General features: G+C 43.8%; 24 protein-coding genes. 17 read left to right on the top strand and 7 right to left on the bottom strand.

Translation table 11 applies throughout. The features are described from left to right. Positions 1 to 1,095, bottom strand: coding sequence for an AI-2E family transporter (locus SFC25_RS15990; RefSeq protein WP_411216243.1), 1,095 nt, complete (start codon positions 1,093 to 1,095; stop codon positions 1 to 3). A 171-nt stretch (positions 1,096 to 1,266) separates the two neighbouring features. Between SFC25_RS15990 and SFC25_RS15985 the strand changes: the two genes are divergently transcribed. From SFC25_RS15985 to SFC25_RS15960, 6 genes are all read left to right on the top strand, one after another. Next, positions 1,267 to 2,985: a phospho-sugar mutase gene (locus SFC25_RS15985; RefSeq protein WP_411216242.1), complete on the top strand. Its 1,719-nt coding sequence runs from the start codon at positions 1,267 to 1,269 to the stop codon at positions 2,983 to 2,985. 259 nt (positions 2,986 to 3,244) lie between these two features. Then, positions 3,245 to 4,033 carry a TerC family protein gene (locus SFC25_RS15980; protein WP_095221011.1) on the top strand — a complete coding sequence of 263 codons (789 nt, stop codon included), beginning with the start codon at positions 3,245 to 3,247 and terminating at the stop codon, positions 4,031 to 4,033. A gap of 116 nt (positions 4,034 to 4,149) precedes the next feature. Beyond that, a complete protein-coding gene (locus tag SFC25_RS15975) occupies positions 4,150 to 4,605 on the top strand; it encodes an OsmC family protein (protein ID WP_411216241.1) in 456 nt (151 codons plus the stop codon). Between the two features lie 21 nt (positions 4,606 to 4,626). Continuing rightward, the gene (locus tag SFC25_RS15970) at positions 4,627 to 5,040 is read left to right on the top strand and encodes a Fur family transcriptional regulator (RefSeq protein WP_411216240.1); all 414 of its coding nucleotides are present in this window, start codon (positions 4,627 to 4,629) and stop codon (positions 5,038 to 5,040) included. Positions 5,041 to 5,153: 113 nt separating this feature from the next. Continuing rightward, positions 5,154 to 6,170: a metal ABC transporter solute-binding protein, Zn/Mn family gene (locus tag SFC25_RS15965; RefSeq protein WP_411216239.1), complete on the top strand. Its 1,017-nt coding sequence runs from the start codon at positions 5,154 to 5,156 to the stop codon at positions 6,168 to 6,170. A 180-nt stretch (positions 6,171 to 6,350) separates the two neighbouring features. Further along, a complete protein-coding gene (locus SFC25_RS15960) occupies positions 6,351 to 7,595 on the top strand; it encodes an aminopeptidase (protein ID WP_411216238.1) in 1,245 nt (414 codons plus the stop codon). Here the strand turns inward: SFC25_RS15960 and ligD are convergent, their stop codons facing one another. Next, entirely contained in the window at positions 7,596 to 9,380 is a 1,785-nt protein-coding gene (gene ligD / locus SFC25_RS15955) for a DNA ligase D (protein ID WP_411216237.1), read from the bottom strand. Between the two features lie 94 nt (positions 9,381 to 9,474). Here ligD and ku point away from each other — a divergent pair, with 94 nt between their 5' ends. Both ku and SFC25_RS15945 read left to right on the top strand, forming a co-directional pair. Continuing rightward, positions 9,475 to 10,323 (top strand): non-homologous end joining protein Ku, encoded by an 849-nt coding sequence (gene ku, locus SFC25_RS15950; protein ID WP_411216236.1) that lies wholly within the window; start codon positions 9,475 to 9,477, stop codon positions 10,321 to 10,323. Between the two features lie 149 nt (positions 10,324 to 10,472). Further along, the gene (locus SFC25_RS15945) at positions 10,473 to 11,432 is read left to right on the top strand and encodes an acyltransferase family protein (protein WP_411216235.1); all 960 of its coding nucleotides are present in this window, start codon (positions 10,473 to 10,475) and stop codon (positions 11,430 to 11,432) included. Positions 11,433 to 11,464: 32 nt separating this feature from the next. Here the strand turns inward: SFC25_RS15945 and SFC25_RS15940 are convergent, their stop codons facing one another. Next, entirely contained in the window at positions 11,465 to 12,202 is a 738-nt protein-coding gene (locus SFC25_RS15940) for an AraC family transcriptional regulator (RefSeq protein ID WP_411216234.1), read from the bottom strand. Positions 12,203 to 12,425: 223 nt separating this feature from the next. On the opposite strand from SFC25_RS15940, the gene SFC25_RS15935 reads away from it, so the two are divergent. From SFC25_RS15935 to SFC25_RS15915, 5 genes are all read left to right on the top strand, one after another. Continuing rightward, on the top strand, positions 12,426 to 14,075 hold the full coding sequence (locus SFC25_RS15935; protein WP_411216233.1) for an ABC1 kinase family protein: 1,650 nt from the start codon (positions 12,426 to 12,428) through the stop codon (positions 14,073 to 14,075). A 2-nt stretch (positions 14,076 to 14,077) separates the two neighbouring features. Further along, the gene (locus SFC25_RS15930) at positions 14,078 to 14,383 is read left to right on the top strand and encodes a phasin family protein (protein ID WP_411216232.1); all 306 of its coding nucleotides are present in this window, start codon (positions 14,078 to 14,080) and stop codon (positions 14,381 to 14,383) included. 112 nt (positions 14,384 to 14,495) lie between these two features. Further along, on the top strand, positions 14,496 to 14,636 hold the full coding sequence (locus tag SFC25_RS15925) for a hypothetical protein (RefSeq protein WP_411216231.1): 141 nt from the start codon (positions 14,496 to 14,498) through the stop codon (positions 14,634 to 14,636). Between the two features lie 290 nt (positions 14,637 to 14,926). After that, positions 14,927 to 15,235, top strand: a complete 309-nt coding sequence (locus SFC25_RS15920) for a YwdI family protein (protein ID WP_411216230.1) — start codon at positions 14,927 to 14,929, stop codon at positions 15,233 to 15,235. 17 nt (positions 15,236 to 15,252) lie between these two features. Then, positions 15,253 to 15,621, top strand: a complete 369-nt coding sequence (locus tag SFC25_RS15915) for a DUF423 domain-containing protein (RefSeq protein ID WP_411216229.1) — start codon at positions 15,253 to 15,255, stop codon at positions 15,619 to 15,621. Positions 15,622 to 15,650: 29 nt separating this feature from the next. Here SFC25_RS15915 and gerQ read toward each other — a convergent pair whose 3' ends face one another. After that, on the bottom strand, positions 15,651 to 16,157 hold the full coding sequence (gene gerQ / locus SFC25_RS15910; RefSeq protein WP_411216228.1) for a spore coat protein GerQ: 507 nt from the start codon (positions 16,155 to 16,157) through the stop codon (positions 15,651 to 15,653). Between the two features lie 223 nt (positions 16,158 to 16,380). Beyond that, entirely contained in the window at positions 16,381 to 17,127 is a 747-nt protein-coding gene (gene hemQ / locus SFC25_RS15905) for a hydrogen peroxide-dependent heme synthase (protein WP_411216227.1), read from the bottom strand. Positions 17,128 to 17,388: 261 nt separating this feature from the next. Here hemQ and pta point away from each other — a divergent pair, with 261 nt between their 5' ends. Both pta and ytvA read left to right on the top strand, forming a co-directional pair. Then, a complete protein-coding gene (pta, locus tag SFC25_RS15900) occupies positions 17,389 to 18,363 on the top strand; it encodes a phosphate acetyltransferase (RefSeq protein ID WP_411216226.1) in 975 nt (324 codons plus the stop codon). Between the two features lie 118 nt (positions 18,364 to 18,481). Continuing rightward, entirely contained in the window at positions 18,482 to 19,285 is an 804-nt protein-coding gene (ytvA, locus tag SFC25_RS15895) for a YtvA family blue-light photoreceptor (RefSeq protein WP_411216225.1), read from the top strand. A 24-nt stretch (positions 19,286 to 19,309) separates the two neighbouring features. On the opposite strand, the gene SFC25_RS15890 is transcribed toward ytvA, so the two are convergent. After that, positions 19,310 to 20,134, bottom strand: a complete 825-nt coding sequence (locus SFC25_RS15890) for a lipoate--protein ligase family protein (protein WP_411216224.1) — start codon at positions 20,132 to 20,134, stop codon at positions 19,310 to 19,312. 184 nt (positions 20,135 to 20,318) lie between these two features. On the opposite strand from SFC25_RS15890, the gene SFC25_RS15885 reads away from it, so the two are divergent. Together SFC25_RS15885 and SFC25_RS15880 are read left to right on the top strand one after the other, a co-directional pair. Further along, positions 20,319 to 21,614 (top strand): HD domain-containing protein, encoded by a 1,296-nt coding sequence (locus tag SFC25_RS15885; RefSeq protein ID WP_411216223.1) that lies wholly within the window; start codon positions 20,319 to 20,321, stop codon positions 21,612 to 21,614. Between the two features lie 12 nt (positions 21,615 to 21,626). After that, the gene (locus SFC25_RS15880) at positions 21,627 to 22,130 is read left to right on the top strand and encodes a YwgA family protein (protein WP_411216222.1); all 504 of its coding nucleotides are present in this window, start codon (positions 21,627 to 21,629) and stop codon (positions 22,128 to 22,130) included. Positions 22,131 to 22,169: 39 nt separating this feature from the next. Here SFC25_RS15880 and SFC25_RS15875 read toward each other — a convergent pair whose 3' ends face one another. Beyond that, positions 22,170 to 22,904: a ZIP family transporter gene (locus SFC25_RS15875; protein ID WP_411216221.1), complete on the bottom strand. Its 735-nt coding sequence runs from the start codon at positions 22,902 to 22,904 to the stop codon at positions 22,170 to 22,172. Positions 22,905 to 23,100 lie beyond the last annotated feature (196 nt).

Genomic DNA, 23,100 nt, shown 5'->3' with positions numbered 1-23,100 from the left:
CTATTCTGCCTGAATTCCAGCAGCGGATTTTTTCTTCTTCCTATAATCGACCCATTCATGGTAGAAGTGGGAGATGATAGTCTTGCACACAGCATAGAACGGGATCACGAACAGAAGACCAAGGAAACCAGCGATGTTTCCGGCTGCCAGTATTAGCGTAATAACCGTCAGAGGATGGATGCTCAGAGCTTTACCCATGACATTCGGAGAAATCAGGTTCCCTTCAATCTGCTGGGCAATAAGCATGACGACCGCAGCTAAGATTGCTAGTTTCGGTTCTTGGAAAAGAGCAACCAGAATTGCAGGCACAGCAGCTAGGTATGGCCCAAGAAACGGAATGACGTTGAAGACCAGCCCGATAATTGCGAGAGTGAAGGCGTACTTAAGCCCAATGATCGCGTATCCGATAAATAGCATCGTACCGACACACATTGCGACGATGAACTGACCTTGGATGAAGGAAGCTAACGTATGGTTTAAGTCCTCCATCAGCTTCTTCACGCTCTCTCCTTTTTTCTTATCGAAAAATTTTGTTATAAATGGAATTAATTTTTCTCCGTCTTTAAGCATAAAGAATAAGAAAAAGGGTATCAAAACCAATGTGAACAGGAAGTTGACCAGGCTGGAAATGAATCCAATCAGATAACCTGGAATATCCTGAAGGCTGGACTGCAAGTTTGTTGCGTAATTTTGTATGGAATCCTCTACTTGATCAGGCAATGCAGAGTGATTTTCCTCCCAATAGTCCACAATGGACGTGAGCTGATTAGTGATGCCCGGGATGTTATTCACCAATGCCTGATATTGGTTTTGCACGATTGGTGCAGCGAACTTGTAGACGAGATATACCAGCCCGATCAAGAGCAGGAATATCGTCAGGATGGCTACCCATTTTGGGAAGCGGATCTTCTCCAGGAGCCGTACAAGCGGTTTGGTGATGTAAAATAGAAGGCCAGCTGCAATCATCGGGAATGCAATCGCTCCTATGTATGTAGCCAAAGGCTGGAAGATGAAATCGACTTTCGCAATCAACAGTATAAGAGTGAAAGTCAGAACAGCGGCCACAAGGCCTTGGAACCATTTTTTCTGAGTCAACTTAGATCAGTATCCTTTCCAGTTATTGATATAGCTAGCATAGCATAGCCAGGCTATGGCGTAACCCTTTCCCTAAGTATTTGTTAAATTTCCAGCGGGTTGGGATTCTGCGCCATTTCGACTTATAATGTGGTAGGATATCACTATACTTATTTTTCAGGAGGAAAGCACATGGTATGGCAAGATACATATAAGAAATGGACTGCTTTTAAAGCACTTGATCCGAAATATAAAGAGGAGCTGACAAAGCTTGCTGATGATGAAGCTGCTTTGGAAGATGCTTTCTATAAAGAATTAACATTTGGGACAGGCGGTATGCGTGGTGTTCTTGGTGCAGGTACGAACCGCATGAACATCTATACTGTCCGCAAAGCAGTAGAAGGTTTGGCTGTATATATGGAAAAGAACATTTCCGATTATAAAGAACGCGGCGTAGCAGTTGCGTATGATTCTCGTTACATGTCACCGGAGTTCGCTGATGAAACGGCACGTGTTCTTGGAGCACATGGCATTCGTGCACATGTATTCGAGTCCTTGCGCCCGACACCGTTACTATCATTTGCGGTACGTCACCTGAGCGCTGCTGCTGGCATCATGATTACAGCAAGCCATAACCCACCTGAATATAATGGCTTCAAAGTGTATAACGAAGACGGAGGACAAATTCCTCCTGAGCAGGCAGAAGCTATCATCGCTGAAATTGCAAAAGTGGAAAACGAACTGGCGGTAGAAGTGGAAGAATTGGAAACTATCCGTACTAACGGTTTGCTAAATGTTATAGGAGAAGATGTGGACAGTGCCTACCTGAAGCAACTGAAAACAATCTCGAATATGTCTGATTCCGCAAAAGAGCAATTGGACAAGCTTCAAATCGTATTCACGCCGCTTCATGGAACATCGCATGATCTTGTTTTGCGCGGTTTGGATCAGCTTGGCTTCCAAAATGTGCATGTGGTCAAAGAACAAGCACAGCCGGATCCGGAGTTTTCTACAGTTGAATCTCCGAACCCAGAGGAGCACCAAGCTTTTACACTTGCAATGGAGCAAGGACAGGGTATTGGAGCGGACGTACTGATTGGAACTGATCCAGATGCAGACCGCCTGGGAGTGGCAGTACAGGACGGAAAAGGTGCATATCAAGTGCTGACAGGGAACCAGCTCGGAACGCTGATGCTGGATTACGTGCTGGCGAATGCATCAGAAGATGATCTGCGTAACGGAAAACTGATCAAAACAATCGTAACGACTGAAATGGGGCGTGCGGTAGCAGCTTCTTATGGTGTCGATACAATTGATACGCTTACTGGTTTCAAATATATCGGTGAGAAAATCAAGCAATTCGAAACTACAGACGAGAATTTCTTGTTTGGTTATGAGGAGAGCTATGGTTATTTAATCGGTGACTTCGTTCGTGACAAAGATGCAGTGCAGGCTGCTATGATCGCTTGCGAAATGGCTGCTCACTGGCGCGCTCAAGGCAAGACGCTGCTAGAAGCATTGCATGTATTATACGAGAAGCATGGCTTCTTCCTTGAGGATCTTCATTCCATTACGCTAAAAGGAAAAGATGGCGCTGAGAAGATTGCTGCTATGATGGATGCTGTCCGTGCAGACACACCTCAAGAGCTCGGCGGTCTGAAGGTCCTTACAGTGGAGGATTACTCCACACAAACTCGCCGTATTCTTGCGTCTGAGACGGAAGAGAAGCTGACGCTTCCGCAGGAAAATGTCATTAAACTCTTCCTTGAGAAAGATAGCTGGGTATGCCTGCGTCCATCAGGAACAGAGCCGAAAATCAAGAGCTATTATGGTGTTAACAGTGCAAGCCGCGAAAGCAGTCTGGAGCTATTAGAGAAGCTGAAAGCAGATCTTGGCAAGTACCTGCAATAAATTGTTGACATCCGCCTGATATTCCACTAGACTGAATGTGTGATAAGCGCAATATGCTTTTAAAGGGGAGTAGCTGTACAGTAAAGTCGTCATTCCGAGAGAAATCTCCGGCTTTATTGGCAACTCAGACGTTGTTAGCGAGACCTTTACCATCTTGGTAAAGGTCTCGCTTTTTTTTAATAAAAAGTGTTACGCCTTCACTAAGATGGGGTATGATTGCTAAGAAAATCGCATACTACACTTAAAGGAGCGTAACTACATGGATGCACAATTACTTCTCGAGTATGGCTGGGTTCTGATTGTCCTTGTTGGACTTGAAGGACTACTTGCAGCGGATAACGCATTAGTACTCGCAATCATGGTAAGGCATTTGCCTGAAGATCAACGTAAAAAAGCACTTTTCTATGGATTAATGGGCGCATTTGTATTTAGATTCTTATCCCTATTCGTCATTTCTTTCCTTGTCGATGTATGGCAAGTACAGGCGATTGGTGCTGCGTATCTATTGTTCATATCCATAAAGAACCTGTACGACAAATTCAGTGCCAAGAACAATGATGTTGCTAACAAGAAGCCGAAAAAAGAAAGTGGCTTCTGGATGACTGTTTTGAAAGTCGAGCTTGCTGACATTGCTTTTGCAGTTGATTCCATTCTTGCTGCAGTAGCACTCGCTGTTGCACTTCCTCCGACTGGCTGGGGCCAAGTAGGAAGCATGGATAGCGGACAGTTTTATGTAGTCTTTGCAGGCGGTATCATTGGTTTGATCATTATGCGTTTTGCAGCTAACATTTTCGTGGACCTTCTCCACTCTAGACCAGCTTTGGAGATTGCAGCCTTTATTATCGTAGGTTGGGTAGGGGTTAAGCTCACAGTAAGTACACTTGCTCATGATGCGGTGGGCGTGTTGCCTCATGACTTTGCTCATTCCACTACTTGGAAACTAATCTTCTATGGTGTATTGGTTGCAATTGCAGTAGTCGGCTGGATTGTGTCCGGTAAAAACAAAGGCGATCATAAAAAAGAGGATTCCGCTGGCGGAACTGAATAAATTTAAAAACCTTCTATCTTTTGGTAGAAGGTTTTTTTGATCAGACATTTTGTTTTTCCTGCTTAGAAGCGTTAAAATAGAAGATAGCACAACGATAGCAGAAGGGGACGAGTACCATGTCAGAACATCATTTTCACTTAGCGGCAGCCTGGCCGGGAGGCAGAAACAGCTCCGGTACAATTGAAGCAGGAAACCTTAAAACGGAAATCAGCATTCCGCCAGAAATGGGTGGTCCTGGTATTGGTACGAATCCGGATGAGATGCTGCTCGGTGCAGCTGCTACTTGCTATATCATCACGCTAGCGGCAATGATTGAACGCGCGCATTTGCCGTTATCATCCATGAAATTGGAATCAGAAGGTATTGTCGATGAAACAAATGGCGTGATTACGTACAAGCGAATCATCCATCGGCCAACAGTGTATTTGAAACAAGAAGCAACTGAGAAACAATTCCAGATGCTGGAGAAGCTTGCGGTCAAGGCGGAAGAAAGCTGTATGATTACTAGAGCAATCAAAGGGAATGTGGAAGTCAGCTTAGAAGCTGACTTGAATATCGAGAAAAACTCTTAATAAATAAAGGACGGAAAGCATATGAATAGCGAACGTGCGATGCATATCCTGAAAGAAAATGGCTTTAAACAGACGAAGCAGCGCGAAAAACTGCTGGATATTTTCCAGAAACGATCCCAATATTCCGCGGTAACTGATCTTTGGAAGGAATTTCGTGAGGATTTTCCGAGTGCAAGCTATGATACTGTGTACCGTAATCTATATACGATGGCTGAACTTGGTATCCTGGAAATGACAACAATTGACGGAGATAAACATTTCCGTTTCCATTGCAATATAGAAGGCCATCATCACCATTTCATCTGTAAGCAATGCGGCATCACAAAAGCTATTGATGTATGCCCGATCTCAGATGTGAAAACGGCGCTACCGGGTGGCTATACAATAGAAAACCATAATTTTGAAGTGTATGGCATATGTCCTGCCTGTCAATAATTGATTGATAGGCAGTATTTTTTTGTGTTAGAAACGTAATTATTACTGTTTACAAATAGTAATGGTTACGATATAATCTCGATTAGAACTTATATGTAACGGGAGGAATTATCTTGAAGAAATCATTATTCTTAATCAGTACAGCTTTGCTTTTGGTTCTGCTTGCAGCTTGTGGAAATGACGAGAGTCAAAACAGCACAAAAGATGGAAAGCTTAAGGTTTATACAACGATTTATCCAATTCAGTATTTTGCTGAACGAATCGGCGGTGAGCAAGTGGAAGTGGAATCCGTACTTCCGCCTGGAAGTGATGCACATAACTTTGAGCCAACATCGAATCAGATGGTAGATATCGCGAAATCAGACGCATTCCTCTATTCGAGCGATGAGCTGGAAACATACGCTAAAACAATTGCCGATGCGGTAGGGGATGAAGATGTTAAGATAGCCCAATTAGCAGATGGCATCAACCTGCTTCCTTTTGACGAAGAGCATGATCATAGTCACGAAGCTACGGAAGAAGAGCATGATCACAGTCATGAGGCTACGGAAGAGGAACATGATCATGAAGAAGAGGCAACAGAAGAAGAGCACGACCACGGAAGCATTGATCCGCATTACTGGCTTGATCCGGAACGTGCAAAGCAGATGGCAGAGAATATGAAAAACACACTTGTTGAGCTTGACCCAGATAATGAAACCACATATGAAGACAATTATACAGCGGTAGCGGAGGAATTGGACGAGCTTGATCAGAAATTCCAACAAGCTGTAGAAGGCAAGGACAACAAGAAAATCATCGTTTCCCATGCAGCGTATGGATACTGGGAGGATCGTTATGGTATCGAGCAGATTGCTATAACTGGTCTGTCACCGACAAATGAACCTTCACAGCAGGAACTGGAGGAAATCATCCATACTGCAGAAGACAACAAGCTGAACTATGTATTGTTCGAACAAAATATCTCACCGAAAGTAGCTACGATTGTTCAAGATGAAATCGGAGCTGACGTACTAAGAATTCATAATTTAGAGACAGTCACCGAGGATGAAATCGATGCAGGCGAAGATTACTTCAGTCTGATGGATAAAAATATCGAAACGCTGGAGCAAGCTTTGACAAATAAATAAGGCTTCAGCTAAAGAAAAACCGAACTAGAGGTGGATCTTCCAAGCTCTTGATTCGGTTTTTTTATTGGAACCCGTTTTTATGAAGTAGCAATGTGGTACCTCGTTTACTTATGTTTCGTGAATATTCTAATTTTACGCTATAATAGGTAAGGTACATTTGTTTTAATGGAGGGGTATTCAATGAAAAAATTCGAAGAACAGCTGCGGCAGTTTGCCAAACTGGCTATCCAGACCGGCGTTAATCTTCAAAAAGGACAAGGACTTTTGCTTGTCGCACCAATAGAATCTGTACGTTTCACTCGAATGGTTGCGGAAGAGGCATACAAAGCAGGTGCGAAAGATGTACATACAGAATGGCTGGATGACGAGCTGGTTGTCCAGCGTTATACACATGCTCCAATCGAAGCTCTGGAGAATGTGCCTGCATGGAAATTCCATGCTCGTAACGAAATGGTCAAAGATAATTACGCAGTTTTAAATATCCTTGGCGAGAATCCAGACCTTTTGGAGAAAGTGGATGGCTCTAAAGTTGCTGCTTATATGAAATCTGCCGGAAAAGGTTTGACACCATATCGTGATTATATGATGAAAGACAAGATGCAATGGTCGATTGTTGCTTATCCAACCGTCGCATGGTCCAAGAAGGTATTCCCGGAAAAATCAGTTGAAGAAGCACAAGAAGCAATGATGGAAGAAATCCTGCGCATCAGCCGTGTAGCGGGGAATGAAGATCCTAATGCTGCATGGAAGGCGCATAATGAACAGCTGCACCTAGCTGCCGATTATATGAATAAGCAGCAATTCACCAAATTGATTTATAAAGCAAAGGGAACAGATTTGTCAATCGAGCTTCCGAAAGGGCATATTTGGAGTGGTGGATCAGGTCCGACAGAAGCAGGTGTGGACTTCAATGCTAATATCCCGACTGAAGAGGTATTCACAATGCCGCACAAGAATGGTGTGAACGGTACAGTCTCCAGTACACTGCCTTATAACTTCAATGGCCAGCTGATCGAAAATTTCCAGCTGACTTTCAAGGATGGCGAAGTGGTTGACTATAAGGCAGAAAAAGGCCAAGAAGCGCTGAAAAACCTCCTGGAAGCCGATGCTGGTGCTAAACGACTTGGCGAGGTAGCACTTGTTCCGCATAAGTCTCCAGTTTCACAATCCGGATTGATTTTTTATAATACATTGTTCGATGAAAATGCTTCCTGCCACCTTGCATTAGGAAAAGCATATCCGACTTGTATTGCAGGCGGCAATGATATGACAGCCGCAGAACTAGAAGCGGCAGGCGTGAATGACAGCATCATGCATGAAGATTTCATGATAGGATCTGCTGATCTGGACATCGATGGTGTGAAAGAAGACGGTTCAACTGTCGCAGTCTTCCGTCAAGGAGCATGGGCGTTCCAATTTAAGTAATCATACCAACTGGATAATGGAATCCAGCCTTTGGCTGTTCCTGGCTTCCTCATAGGAAGCGAAGGGGCAGCCTTTTTGGCGTACTCGCTCCGGCACAGTGAAAATGGTGAAGTCCTCAAGTGCGAGCCCCTGTTTTACTTCCTCCCAGAACAATGGCGCACTGATAGTACCACTGCTGCGTTTTCGTGCTGTGTAAGGAACTGGCAGTGTTTTTCCCATTCCGAACTGGACATAATCAATATACAAACGCTCATGGCGATTTTTCTTCATTCTTTCGATTGTAAATAGATCAGGATGCTGCTGGACGAGCAATCTTGCCAAAGCTTCCGTGAAAATACCTGCTTGCTCGTAGGTTAGCTGATTGTCCGGTAATGGAATGTACAGCTGCAAACCTTTACTGCCGGAAGTCTTGATAAATGCAGAGAGCTGCATTTGGTCCAGCCAGTCTTTAAGTAAACTGGCGGCCTTGATAGCCAGAGGAAGTGCATCATCCGTTGGCGGATCAAGATCAATCGCAATCTCCCGGGGAAACGCACTTCCGATTTGGTGGAATGGAGCATGAAATTCAATACTTCCATGATTAGCGAACCAAATCAACGTCTGTAAGTCCGGACACTGCAGTGTTTTTGTATCAGGTATAAAATCAGGTGCATAATCAGGTCTGTGCTTCTGATAGAAAAATTCTGCTTCAATTCCATCAGGGCAGCGGATGATTGTCATCTCCCGATTTCTCATATGTGGCAGCATGAATGGTGCGACCGTCCGAATATAAAGCAGATAACGCAGCTTATCAATTTGTGCTTCTTCCCAATACAGCTTGTCCAGCTTGCTCAGTTCGACTGTCTGCGGGAACTGGGCAAGATCGATTGCTGCCTGCTGCTTTGTGCAGTCAGCAGCTGTCATTGTTGGGGATAGACCGTGGAACCTCGGTTCACGTAGTTCCTCATCCGCTTGCCCAAGACAATTTATTTTGGCACAAACTGCTGGAGGAAGAAGCAGAAGGTTATTTTCCGTTTTTCCATTTTCCTTGAAAAAAGCAGTGAGTGTGCTTCGTTCTGACTCTTCCATCCCGTGCCTGCATTTTCCGATCGGCACGAATTGACCTGTTTCATCTGCCAGCTGCGCATGAAAATAATCATTTTCCTTATCATAAGCAGTCAAAACGGCGGTGATTTTACGCCAATTTTTGATTTTGTACCAGTCATGATGCTGCTTGCCGGTCTTATATGTACTTGCTGATCGTTTGGCTATGATGCCTTCTCCTTGATGCAAGATGACAGAATCCATCAGAGCGGCTGCATCCAAGTAATAATCCACGTATCGTATAGCTCCGGATTGATCATGGAATAAACCGATCAGCTCCTGCAATGCTTGCTTACGGGAGGATAGCCGACGTCTTTCCTGTCCTTTCCCGCCATCGACAAGCAAATCGAAAGCCATCAATACAGCAGGACGCTGAGCAGCGATCTGCTTGATCCGATCTGCTGATTTCAATCTTCCTCGTGTTTGAAGTAAGCTAAAATCACCGCTTTGTGCATTTTTCGGAACAATCAGCTCGCCATCAATCGAGAAAGGTATATGCTTATCCACTAGAAGTTTCTGCTGTTCAGCATACGCAATGATTTCCGGGAATTGCGGGGATAAATCAATTCCATTCTTGCTTTTCAGCGTCACAAGGTCATTTGTAACCGTCAAAACAGCTCTGAACCCGTCATATTTCACTTCATATATCCACTCTTCCCCGGTAGGGCAGTCATCCCGATAGATTGGCTTCATAACCTGCATGTTATCTCGCTCCTTTCTTTCTAGTTTGAAGCATTGTACCGGAATTAAACATGGAACAGACGTACAAACTAGGCTAAAAAGGAGTGAACAGTTCATGCATACGATGTGGAAGGGGACTATCAGCTTCGGGCTTGTTAATATTCCCGTAAAGATGCATGCTGCTACGGAAAACAAAGATGTGAAGCTGCGGCAGCTGCATAAAGAGTGCAACACACCAGTTAAGTATGAGAAAGTTTGTCCGCATTGTGAAAAGGAATTACAAACAGAGGATATCGTCAAAGCCTATGAATACACGAAGAACAAATTTGTTGTGCTGGATGAGGACGAGTTACAGGCTCTGCAGAAAGAGCAGGAAGACAAAGCAGTGGAAATCGTCGACTTTGTCAGCTTAGAGGAAATTGATCCCATCTATTTTGAACGCTGCTACTACTTGTCTCCAAATGAAGGCGGAACAAAGGCATATAGCTTATTGCGAAAAGCACTTGAGGATACAGGGAAAATCGGGGTTGCCTCCATGGTCATCCGTTCAAAGCAGCAGCTGGCTGTCATACGTGTATATAAGAATGTACTCGTTGTGGAGACAATTCATTATCCGGATGAGGTTCGTAACGTCGCTGATGTGCCGAATATACCTGCGGAAGATGCAATTGTCGATAAAGAATTGAAAACAGCCAAACTGCTTATCGAACAGCTTACAGCTACTTTTGATCCGGAAAAATACAATGATGATTACCGGGAAGCCTTGCTTGATTTGATCCAGGCGAAACGTGATCATGAACAAGTCCAGATTCCGACTGCTAAGAAACAGCCGAGCAATGTTACGAACTTGATGGACGCATTGCAGGCGTCACTGGATAAAGCGAAAAAGGATAAGCCGGCAGCAAAGAAGACCACCAGGAAAAAAACACCTGCCCGGCCTAAAAAGAAACCAGAAGCTGGATAATTCTGCACGTTCTTTTACACTTGGATGTCGTATATGACAGCACCTTGACAGCTTGCTAACAAGTCAATGAAGAAAGGGCTTATGCTATAGCGTTTCTGCTCCGTGCTCCTTACTATGGAAGAATACATCCTGAAGAAGGAAGCGATAGTATGGAACGCGATGCGTATTTTGATAATGCAAGACTGCTTATGATTGCTTTTGTCGTATTCGGACATCTCATCCAGCCGTATCAGGACATGTTATTCCTGCAAATAAGCTATACATGGATATATACCTTTCATATGCCTGTATTCATTTTCCTGGCTGGTTTCTTTGCCAGGGGAGCTGGAAGTAAGGCTGCTGTTGAAAAACTGGCGAAAAAGCTGCTTTTACCATTTCTGTTTTTCCAAGTCATCTATACGATTTATTATTATATGATCGGAAAAGAAGGCTGGATGGAATCCATTCTTGTGCCGCAATGGGCACTATGGTTTTTGCTAAGTTTGTTCTGCTGGCATATACTGCTTATTCCATTCAAAAGGATTCGTCCTGGTATTGGTATTCCGCTAGCTGTTCTCATTGGTTTATTTGTGGGGTACTTTAATGAAATAGGAGGAGCATTGAGCCTTTCCAGGACGTTTGTTTTCTTTCCGTTTTTCTTAATCGGTTATTGGATGACAAGAAAGCAGCTTGCCCTTCTCCGGCAAATGCCGATAAGAATAGGAGGGGGCCTCATGCTGATTGCAGCAGGTATTTTATTCTATCTTTATCCTGACATTCCAACTGAGTGGCTGCTCGGTTCGAAATCGTATGCGGTTTTGGGTGCAGGGGAAGCAGGCGGGCTGATTCGGCTGTTTGTTTATATATTCTCAGGACTGATGATGATCAGTATTCTGGCACTTGTTCCAAACAAAGAGATGACATTTACAAAGTATGGACAGCGGACATTGTATGTTTATCTCCTGCACGGATTTTTCATCCAGTGGATCAGGGTGGATGACTTATTCAAGGTAAGCAATGGTCTCGATGTATTGGGCCTCCTCATTGTCACGATTAGCATTGTACTGGTCCTTTCCCAGCGCTGGATGCTTCGGATATGGAAACCATTGATCGAGCTGAAAAGTCCATAAAAAAACCGCACAGGTAATCCTGTGCGGTTTTTTTAAACTGCGCGTGAATCGCGGAATTGCTTCGGAGTCATCGATGTATAGAACTTAAATTGGGCGGTGAAATAGCTTTGGTTGCAGAAGTTGAACTTCTTAGCCAGATCAGCAATCGATTGGTTTGTATGAAGCAAGAAGTATTTGGCTTCCTCAATCTTCTTTTGATTGATGAATTGGACTGTGGAAACACCGACTTCTTTTTTGAACAAATGGGAAAGGTAGCTTGGATTCACATTACAGTGGGAGCTGATTGCCTGTAAGCTCAAATCCTCCAAGATATGTGATTGTATATAACTGATAGCTTCATTGATGATGTTGGAGTATTGGGTGGCTCTGCTTTTATTCAAGCCCTCGATGAAACGGACAAGCATATCATATTCCAACTCTGAAAGTTCCTGCTCTGTCTGGCAGTTCTCGATTTCAAGCATATACGTCATATTGAGGCTTGATGCTACTTCTTGAGAAGCGCCGCCTCTCAATATAGCACGTGTGTACAGCGTGCAGATACTGATCAATTGGTTTTTTGCTGACCGCAATGGTTGGAAGGCATACTTCGGGCGTTCAGAAGTGGATAGGCTTTCAATTATAGATAATGCCCCATTCAAATCACCATCGGATACAGCATCCATCAGCTGGTTTTCAAGCAGGTAAGAAGGGTACAAAAATTGTTTATTAGACTTGTTATTATCGACGGAACGTTTTTCAGGCAGAACAGCATTTTTAGATATGCTAGACATACTATACCTCCGTTAAGGGTTATTGATTTTACCATCAGTCTTATATATCAATATTGTAAGCGTTTTCCGAGGAAAAATAAACTGTTTTATTAAAAAATATTTATAAAACTGTTATTTTTACGTTTTTCGACATAGCCGCAGGTTGATAGACAAGCAAGAGAGGTACTAGCTATAATAGAAAATAGCAAGAAAGAAGGCAATTGTCTGAAAATGAGGTGTATGCATGCGTGTCAAATCCACCCGTCGTATTATGGCTATCGTTTGGATGGTCATCCGATTTATGCTGCAGATCTACTGGTTTTACCTGCTGCATAGCCGCGTGTGGGATGAACAGGATAAACAGGAATGGGAAGCATTACTGACAAAGCAGGCACGGGAATATCGGAAAACCGCAGAGAAGAAGGGCGGATTGCTGATCAAGTTAGGTCAGTTTCTCAGTTCGCGTGCTGATCTGCTGCCAAAGGTGTTCATCCGGGAGATGGAGGGCCTCGTCGACAGAGTAAAACCGACATCCTTTGCACATTCGGAAGCAATACTAAAGGAAGAGCTTGGCAGCCGTTATGGTACAGAGATAGTGAATTTGAATCCAAAAGCTGTTGCTTCTGCTTCAATCGGTGAAGTGTACGAAGCATACCTGCAAAACGGACGGAAGATTGCGGTTAAGGTCCAGCGGCATAATGTCAGGCGTATATTCCATATGGATTTCAAAGCACTGCGAATCATCTTCTTCCTGCTCCGCAAATTTACGAGTATCGGAAAGAAATCGGATATGAAGGCTCTGTACGCGGAAGTAGTGACCATCATAAGCCGGGAATTGGATTTTCGGAAAGAATTGGAGCATGCGGATTATTTCAAGAAACGGTACAAAGGAAACCCGGACATCAGGGTGCCGGATTATTATCCAGAGCTCTGCACGGGCAGAGTACTTGTTATGGACTGGGTGGAAGGCAGGAAAGTGACGGATACAGATTATCTGGATGCCCAAAAGATCCCGCGTGAGCAAGTAGCCAAAGCACTTTTTCAATTTTTTTCTGATCAGTTTCTGAACAGCGGTATGTTCCATGCAGATCCCCACGCAGGAAATATCATGGTTCAGCCTGATGGAAAAATCGTATTGCTGGATTTTGGTATGGTCGGTGAAATCAGGGCAACGGACACGGAATACTTACGGGAGGCTATCCAGGGAATTGTACTGGATGATTACGAAGCTGTCATTCAAGCCCTCTATAATATGGAGTTTTTGCTTCCATCTGCAGATTCGGAGAAGGTGAAACGGATTCTTCGGAAAACAGTGGATTTGTACAAGGGAGGAGAACTCGATGTAGGAGACACGGAATCCTTCTTACAGCTGATGGAGGAGCTGCAGGTAATTGTAAAAGAACAGCCGATCCAGCTTCCTGCAGATTTCGCTTTCCTTGGAAGGGCAGTCTTCTTGGCAATTGGCCTTGTAGCTGTCATTTATCCGCAAGCAGATTTAGTAGAATGGGGAAAACCGGTTATTCTGCGCTGGATGAGAGGTTCTAAAAAGCATAGTTCCATCTATACTGGTATCATCACCAATTCACTTCGTCCATTCCTGTCCATGCCCAGAGCACTGGTCGATTGGCTCACTGACGGGGAGAAACAGCGCGGATGGGAAAGGGATAAGCAAAAAAACCAGCTGCTGCACCAATTCTACTTCTTTTACACGGTTCTGTTACTCGCCCTGACAGCTGGTTCGGCGTACACTGGCATCTTGGGTATCGCCCAGCATACGTTTTGGCTCGTCCTTGTCGGGTTTATCCTGACGTTTATCTTCTTTGGACTATGGTTGATCCTCTTTATCAAGCATGTTCTGCTGCTTAGATCCATAAATAAAACCAGGAGGTTATGATAATGGCTGATTTGTTACGCAAAGGATTTCTTTTAGGTGTAGGTGCTGCTTTGGCTGGGAAGGAAAAGCTGGATGCCAAACTGAAAGAGTTGGTGGCAAAGGGAGAGATTACGCCGCAGCAAGCAAAGGATTTGATCCAGCGTTTTGTAGATAAAGGAGAAGCTAAATCCAATGAATGGAACGAAAAGAATCAAGAGAACATGCAGAAAAAAGTAAATGACCTGGGACTTGCTACGAAAGCAGATGTCGATGCTCTTAAGCAGCGGATCAGTCATTTGGAGCTGCGTTTGCAAAATAGTGAAGATTAATAGATTTAGCAGAAACTATTAATTTGTCGTGAATATTTTGAAAATTTGTTGTCATGCATCCAATTCTCGATTAGAATGATGGTAGAGGTATAACCAGAGGAGGTAATTAGCAATGATCAGCTTTTTATCTTTTGTCGACCAAGTGGAACAGGATTTGAAACGTCCCTCCACAGCCACAGAATATGATTTCTTAAAATGGATGCATGAACAATATGTCACCGAACAATCAGATATACTGAAGCAAGCGCAATAATAGAAGACCCGCCATGTGGCGGGTCTTTTATTTACTTTTCAGTCTACACCGGCACAAAGTGAATTGGAAGAATGACCAGCTTGCATATAAGCCATAAATGAAAACTGAAAATCATTGAATATCATGAGTTCTTCGATATATCTTCCGTAATCAGCTTCCAATTTTTGAATTGTTGTGAACAGTATAAGTATTTTAAATATAAAGGAACATGCGTTCTTGTTTTGGGGTTAAATTTTTTCGTTCATATCTGTTATAATGCAGGTAGCAGTAAAACGATGGAGGGGTTAGACTTGTTAAGTGAAGAAGCAGTGCTTAAGCATATGAAAGAGGAGCTGGAACGTGCGTTAGACCTTGATGACGTTCAAAAACAGCGGGAGCATGTTCGGGCGGTCCGTTCAATGTGTGACCTGTTTTTGCAAAGCGAGCGTTCAGAGCGTCCAGTCAAAACGCAGGTGTCTAAACCGTCAGAAGCAGCAGAAAGCCCATCAGCAGCAGAATGGGCAGCAATGACAGGGGAATGGCCAGCTCAGCAGCCATCGAAAAAAGCATTCGAAGACGATGATGAAGAGTCGAACGGCAAATCATTGTTCGATTTTTGATATAAAGGAGCAGAAAAATGAAAGTATTACTCATAATCGCAGCCATAAGTGGTTTCCTTACGGTAGCACTTGGGGCATTCGGAGCACATGGACTGGAAGGGAGATTGTCTGAGAAGGCAATTGCCACGTGGGAGAAAGCGGTACAATATCAAATGTTCCATACGATAGCCATTATCGGAGTAGCGTTATTGCTGCAGAAGATACAAGCAGGCAGTTTGACGACTGCTGGCGGTTTCTTTATCGCGGGCATCCTGCTATTTTCAGGAACGCTTTACATATACGCTGTCAGCGGAATAACGATCTTTGCTATCATTACACCTGTAGGCGGTGTGGCATTCTTGATCGGCTGGGTGCTGCTCGGTTATTCTGCAATTAAATATCTATAAAGAAAACCTCTGCCGAAGCAGAGGTTTTTCTATCGTGCAGGATAAGTTGCCAGACCGCCTGGATTTCCGTACGGGTAGTTATAATTGAGCGGTTCATCGAATGTTACATAATCGAGATATACCATGAGTAACAAGTAGCGGCGGTTGTTCTCAGGATCACGAAGAATGATGTGATCACGTCCAGCAGCCTCAATAACGCCTTTGAAGATCTTTGCGTTCCAGCGGTCATTGTTTTCGAAGGTCATATAAACAGTAGCTAGTTTTCCTCGATTCAGACGCAGAATGTTCTCGATGTAAGACTGTTCGGTCGGAAGTCCTGGACCTGCACCAGTACCGATCGGACCGCCGCCTTGGACTTGTGATGGAACTTGCTGTTGCTGTTGTTGCTGCGGGAAAAACGGCTGGTTTTGCTGACGAGTTGGATAGCTGTAATTCGGTACTTGCGGGTAAGTATAGGCCTGGCTCGGGCTCTGTTCCTGATACTGCGGGGTGCTCGGAGTTTGGTTCTCTTGACTCGGGTTCTTACTCATTTTCATTCCCCTTTCCTATATCCTTTAAGAAGACACTCGGTCAGGCTGCAGCTGTGCTTGCGGATTGCGCAGCTAGCAAGGGCTGTTTAATATGCGCTGCATTCACAACCGTAATCGCCTTACCTCCTGTCAAAGGAACTCATGCCTGTTCTTTGACATGATATGAAGCCTTAAAGGGGAGTAGAACTAGGGAATAAAAAAAGCTGGACCAAGTTTGGTCCAGCTTTCATTAGATATGGAAGTAGGCGGATGCAGCTTCTTTATCAAGGATATTACCGAAATAGAAGTCGCCGAATTCGCCATAGCGTGCGCTCACTTCATCAAATCTCATTTCATACACTAGCTTCTTGATTGGCAGCGGATCGTGTGCGAATAATGTAACGCCCCATTCCCAATCATCGAAACCAAATGAACCAGTGATGATTTGTTTGATTTGACCAGCGTATTTACGGCCGGTTTTGCTGTGCTCATACATTAGCTTTGAGCGAGCATCTTTTTCAAGTGAATACCAGTTGTCATCATTCATCCGGCGTTTATCCATCGGGTAGAAGCACATATAGTCCCAGCGAGGAAGAATCGGTTTCAAGCGTGCTTGTACTTCTGGTCTTTGTTCGATATCAACACCAGGTTTGCTCATATATTTAGAAAGTTCGACGACAGATAGGTAAGAGAAGCTTTTCGTCATGAAAGATGCGATTTGCATTTTATCGAAAGCTGTTTCGATCTCCTGCAATTCATCCATTGTCGGGCGCATAATCATAAACATCAAGTCAGCTTTATGACCAATGATCTTATAAACAAGCTGACTGCCGTTTTTCGCTTCTTCCACTTGTTCCATATTTGAAAGCCAGTTCTGGTATTCCTCCACTGCTGCTTGACGCACATCCTCGGAAGCCAGTTTCCAGCTTGTCCAATCCATTACACGGAAATCATGCAGGCAATACCAGCCGTCCATGGTTTCTACTGCTTCTGCCATGCCTAAACACTCCTTTTTCGTTCACATTCTTTGTATAGTGTAACACAAACGACAGCACACCATGCTTGTCGTTGCTTGCTAGTTCCCACGTCTATTATATCAACTGTTCCGTATGCCCGGTGTGTATACTTTGACAGAAATGGGAACATCTAAAGGAGCGGTTATTTTAATTAAAAAAATCAGCATCCGCTGATATGACTTTAAAAGTAAAACAAAAAGATTTACTATAGAAATGCAGACATATTCTAGGAGGGTTTTAGGATGAGTGATTTATTTCAAACATTGCGGGAAAAAGTAACAGGTCAAAATAAAAAGATCGTCTTGCCGGAAGGCTTGGATGAACGTATTTTGGAAGCAGCAGGAAAGCTTGCAGAAGAGGGGATTATTGCACCGATCTTGGTCGGCAATAAAGAGCAAGTGGAACAGAAGGCAAAAGAACTATCTATCGATTTGCACGGTGCTGCAGTACTTGATCCAGAAACTTATGAGAAATTCGATGAGCTGGTTGCAGCGTTCGTGGAACGCCGCAAAGGAAAAGCGACAGAAGAAGATGCAAAGAAATTACTAAAAGATGAAAATTACTTCGGTACAATGCTTGTTTACACAGGCGAAGCAGACGGACTTGTGAGCGGTGCTGCACACTCTACTGCTGATACAGTTCGCCCAGCACTTCAAATCATTAAAACGAAACCAGGATACAAGAAAACTTCCGGTGCATTCGTAATGGTAAGGGAAGATGAGCGCTATGTGTTTGGTGACTGTGCGATCAATATTGCGCCTGATAGTCAGGATCTTGCAGAGATTGCTGTAGCAAGTGCTGAAACAGCAGCTATGTTCGGTATTGACCCGAAAGTTGCATTGCTCAGCTTCTCTACTAAAGGATCTGCTAAATCTCCGGAAACGGAAAAAGTATCAGATGCTTTGGCAATCGCGAAAGAGAAAAACCCTGACCTTGTCGTGGATGGCGAATTCCAATTCGATGCTGCTTTCGTACCGTCCGTTGCTGCGAAAAAAGCGCCGGATGCTGTGTTGAAAGGTGATGCGAATGTGTTCGTATTCCCTAGTCTTGAAGCAGGTAACATTGGGTATAAAATTGCGCAGCGTCTAGGTAACTTCGATGCTGTAGGTCCAATCCTGCAAGGTCTGAACGCACCAGTGAACGATTTATCACGCGGCTGTAATGCAGATGATGTGTACAAGCTTACACTAATCACTGCTGCTCAATCCGTAGAATAAGAATATATGGAAGGCGCCTTTCTTAAAGAGAGGCGTCTTTTGTATGTTGTTTGTTTTGTTTTTCCAGCTCAAATATAGTAAAATAGCCTTGTCTCAGATGCAAAAGGAGTGAGTATTGTTGGGCAAGGATATCCGCTATTCATCCGAAGTAACAGATCAGTTTGTGAAGCATGCCATCGATTACGTAGGAGCAGGAGTGGTTATCACAGACCCCTCACTACCTGATAATCCGATTATTTATACAAACAAAGGTTTCGAAGAGCTTACTGGTTATCCCGGTGAAGAAATCATTGGCCACAATTGCCGATTTCTTCAAGGGAAAGATACGAGAAGAGAAGACGTTGATGCTGTTCGGAATGCAATAAGAAACGAAAAACCTGTCGTAGTTGAATTAAAAAACTACCGCAAAAACGGTGAAATGTTCTGGAACGAGCTGGAGATCTACCCGATCTATTTGGAAAGTGAGCAGAAGACATTCTTTGTTGGTGTCCAGAAGGACGTGACACAGCGGAAACAGAATGAGGAGCTGGTTTCCCATTACTTGGAGGAAGTATCCCGCTTATCCACGCCTATTGTCCCAATCACGGATACGACATCGATTCTTCCATTGATTGGGGATGTCGATGATCGCAGACTGAATCAAATTTTGGAACGGGTCGGAGAACATGTTCAGCAGTCAGGCGAGCGAAACTTCCTTCTTGATCTGCAGGGGATCAGCCGTTTCCATAGCGGGGTTCATCACGGTGTGCTGCGCTTGCATCAGCTGCTGGATATGATGGGTACCCGTCTTATTGTCACTGGCTTCCATCCGAAAATGGCTATGGAGAGTGTGCGTCAAGCAGATTTCAGTGAACAAAACATCACGTTTTACTCGTCAGTGAAACAGGCATTAACTTTCTTGGAAAAAGAAGAAAACCGCTGAGCCGAATGATCGGTCAGCGGTTTTTTATTGGAAATTTTCATTTCTGGTACGCATCAGCTTCATCCGTTGCTCTTGCAGCTGGAGTTCTTTTTCCGTCATCTCAGCGGAAGGACTGATTTGTGTGATAGAGGCAAGTCCATCAACAATCCGCTTACAAACTTGCTCGCTTGTGAGGGGGACTTGGAGCAATTCCTCCAGAGACGCCATCGTTTCCGGTATTACATCTGGAAAGGTGAAACGAGTCTCTTCATCTTTTTTTGCTCTTTCATAAAAACCTCGAACGATTTCGGCGCGAGATGCACCGCTCCCGTCTACACATAGATAGATTTGGACGGCAGAACCATCTTTTACCCTGCGCTGGGATATGCCTGCGAATTTCCGGCCGTCTATACTCAAATCATAGGTACCGGGGCAATAGGAACCGACTACCTCGAAAGCTTCGATCTTATCGGTAAGATCTTGGAAGATATATTGGATGAAGGAAACCATCGCTTGATACCCGTCATGGATTCCGATATGCTTGGCATCCGGGAAGATGAAGGATAGATTGACAACACCTTTGTCCAGCAGCACAGCTAGTCCGCCAGAGTTTCGGACGACAGCTTTGTAGCCTTTTTCCTGCAGATAGGATATACCTTCTTTGATATAAGGCAGGCGGGAATCAGGTATACCGAGCATAATTGTGCGATCATGGATCCACAGCCTTGCAGTTGGCGGAGCCTGATTTTCACCGACAGAGATGGCCAATGCATCATCTATCGCGAAGGAGGCCATCGCTTGTTCCGGACCGTCTTCACCGGAATGATCAATAATACGGAATTCAGGTGTTTGAAGTAATGTATGTAACACGTAGAACGCGCTCCTTTTCAGCTGAATGGCGTCAAACGCCAATACATAGTATAGCAAAGAATAGGGTAGACAAGAAACGAGTAAAAATTACTTTTGGTTATTTACGGGGGACCCGATATTTTATAAACTAATGCTATTGGACAAAAAAATACGAGACAGATTGACATAAAGTGAGGCAGAGGAAATGGCGTATCGAGATGAAAAGCTAGATGAAGAAAAAGTTTTCAAAGATCCTGTGCATCGTTATGTACATGTCCGTGACAGGGTGATATGGGATCTGATTGCGACTCCGGAGTTCCAGCGGCTTCGCAGGATCAAGCAGCTTGGAACCTCTTATATGACGTTTCATGGCGCCGAACACAGCCGTTTCAATCATTCCTTAGGGGTTTATGAGATTGTAAGGCGGATAGTGAACAACTTCGAGAACCGAAAGAATTGGAAAAAGGAACAGCGGCTGCTGCTGTTATGTGCTGCTTTGCTTCACGATCTCGGTCATGGACCCTATTCCCATTCGTTTGAAAAGGTTTTTGGATTGGATCATGAGGAATTCACCCGCAAGATCATTCTGGGAGATACAGGTGTAAATCATGTGCTGCGGAAAGTGAGTACAAGTTTTCCAAAGAAAGTAGCCGAAGTCATCAACAAGACATACGATGACAAATTGATTGTCAGTATCATCTCAAGCCAAATTGACGCAGACAGGATGGACTATCTGCAGCGTGACGCCTATTTCACAGGTGTCAGCTATGGACATTTCGATATGGAGCGCATACTTCGGGTGATGCGTCCCCGTGAAGATCAGGTTGTCATCAAAGAATCCGGCATGCATGCGGTCGAAGATTATATCATGAGCCGCTATCAGATGTACTGGCAAGTATATTTCCACCCGGTAACACGCAGTGCGGAAGTGATTCTGACGAAGATCCTGCATCGTGCAAAAGCACTATATAAAAGCGATTATACATTCAAGCTGCGGCCACAGCATTTTATCTCCTTATTTGATGAAAATGTCACCTTGGAAGATTATATAAGGCTTGATGAAAATGTGACATCCTTCTATTTCCAGGCTTGGCTTGAAGAAGATGATGATATACTAAGGGACTTGTGTGAAAGATTCCTGAATCGCAGACTATTCAAGTATATCGAGTTCAACCCGCTTCTGCATATGAAAGAGATGGTCGAATTGTCCAAGCTCTTCAGTGAGGTAGGAATCGATCCGGAATATTATCTGATTGATGATTCTTCATCTGATTTGCCTTATGACTTCTATCGTCCTGGCGAAGAAGAAGAGCGTTTGCCTATCCATTTGCAATTGCCGAATGGAAAATTGAAGGAATTATCCCGGCAATCGGATATTGTCGAAGCGATTTCGGGTAAGAAACGAACAGACCATAAATTATATTTCCCTCAGGACATTCTGGAAGCCCTGCCGGATGACAGTCAACAGAAGCAACGGATCTATGAGATTTTATTCCAATAAGGAGGAGCAGCTATGCTAGCCAACCACGCAAATCTCCTGCAATTCTTTTCTTCCGTGGAAGAAGTGGTAGGAAGAAAGAAACTGCAAAAGATGATTTACATACTGAAGAAAAATGGTATTCCGTTCGGAGAAAAATATGAATTCCATCTATTCGGTCCCTATTCAGAGGAATTATCCCTGCGTGTGGATGAACTGAGCAACCTAGGTCTTATCAAAGAGACGAAAGAAGATAAAAGCAGCTATTTCCAATACCGTTATACAATCACGGAGGAAGGCCAACAGTTTCTCACACATTATGATAATCAATTCCCGGATTACCAGGAGGCTGTCCGCCTGCTGAAAGAAAAAAGCTCTCGTTTTCTGGAGCTGGTTTCCACAATGCTTTATTTCGAAGAACTGCCGCAGGAAGAAGTAGAAGATAAAGTCCGGACAGTGAAGAAGAAACAAAATTATACAGATGAAGAGATGACCCAAGCTTGGGAATTCATCCATTCATTGAAAAAGCAGCAAGCCTGAAAAAAAGCGAAGGATCCATGTGATTCTTCGCTTTTTTAGTTACACCAGTAATAACAGGATGGTATAACCGCCTGCACCAAGCAGGAAGCTTCTCAGACTGCTTTCCCGTTCCTCAGGAAGTTCTTCTTTCAGTACATTCAATACGATACCGCCTGCAATAAATGCATTTAGAATAGAGATTGCTACCTCGTTCAATTTCGTTAAGATACCGATAAACCAACCCAAAAGAATGGCGCCAGTAAGAAGTAATCTTCCGTACTTATCATAGATGTGCTTGTGGTCACTTCGCAGGCTCCGGTCATTGGTGATGAAATGGACACCTAAAGCGAGAAAATAGAAGAGCATCCCGAGGGGAGACTCATATTCTTCCCGAACAAGCAGGTAGCCTATAATAGCGTTATATAGGAAGAAAGAGCTGATATGCAGCCAGAAAATACCGGATCCCGCGGCTTCAGGATTCTTGAGTTTATCTGTTCGCTTCGACACTGTCACCATTCTTTCCAGCCCATAGAAAAGCACCAATCCGATCAGAGCAACAATATAAATATGGTGTTCTGTATAGCGCCAAACACTGTCTCCCAATTCGGCTTCCAGCTGTTCCTGGTAAGTATTCAATTCAGGAAGAAGATGGACGAAGACATAGGCTACAGCTATACCAGCAGAAACGGAAAGGAATTTACTCCGAGGAGTTTCTTTAAGGAAACTCATATACTTAGAAAAGTAATGGATGAGGGCGAATCCTGCTGCGAAAATTAAACCGAGCCAAAAATACATGTTAATCCTCCTTTCTGACGCTGGTTCTTTTCCCGATTCGAAGATGTCATAATCATTGTGCGAAACTATGTTATTTCTGCTTATAACAGTCTGAAAGGATAGGTAATATGCAGATTTTTATTTTGTAATCTTACATTTTTGTATATAATTAACAGAATGTTATATATAATTTGAATTGTAACTGAAGCTGTAATAG

It is taken from the genome of Terribacillus saccharophilus (assembly GCF_046592595.1).
In the GTDB taxonomy this organism is placed as follows: Bacteria; Bacillota; Bacilli; order Bacillales; family Amphibacillaceae; genus Terribacillus; species Terribacillus saccharophilus_C.
Note: the sequence above shows the minus strand (reverse complement) of the source record. Positions and strands in the feature narration are given on the sequence as shown.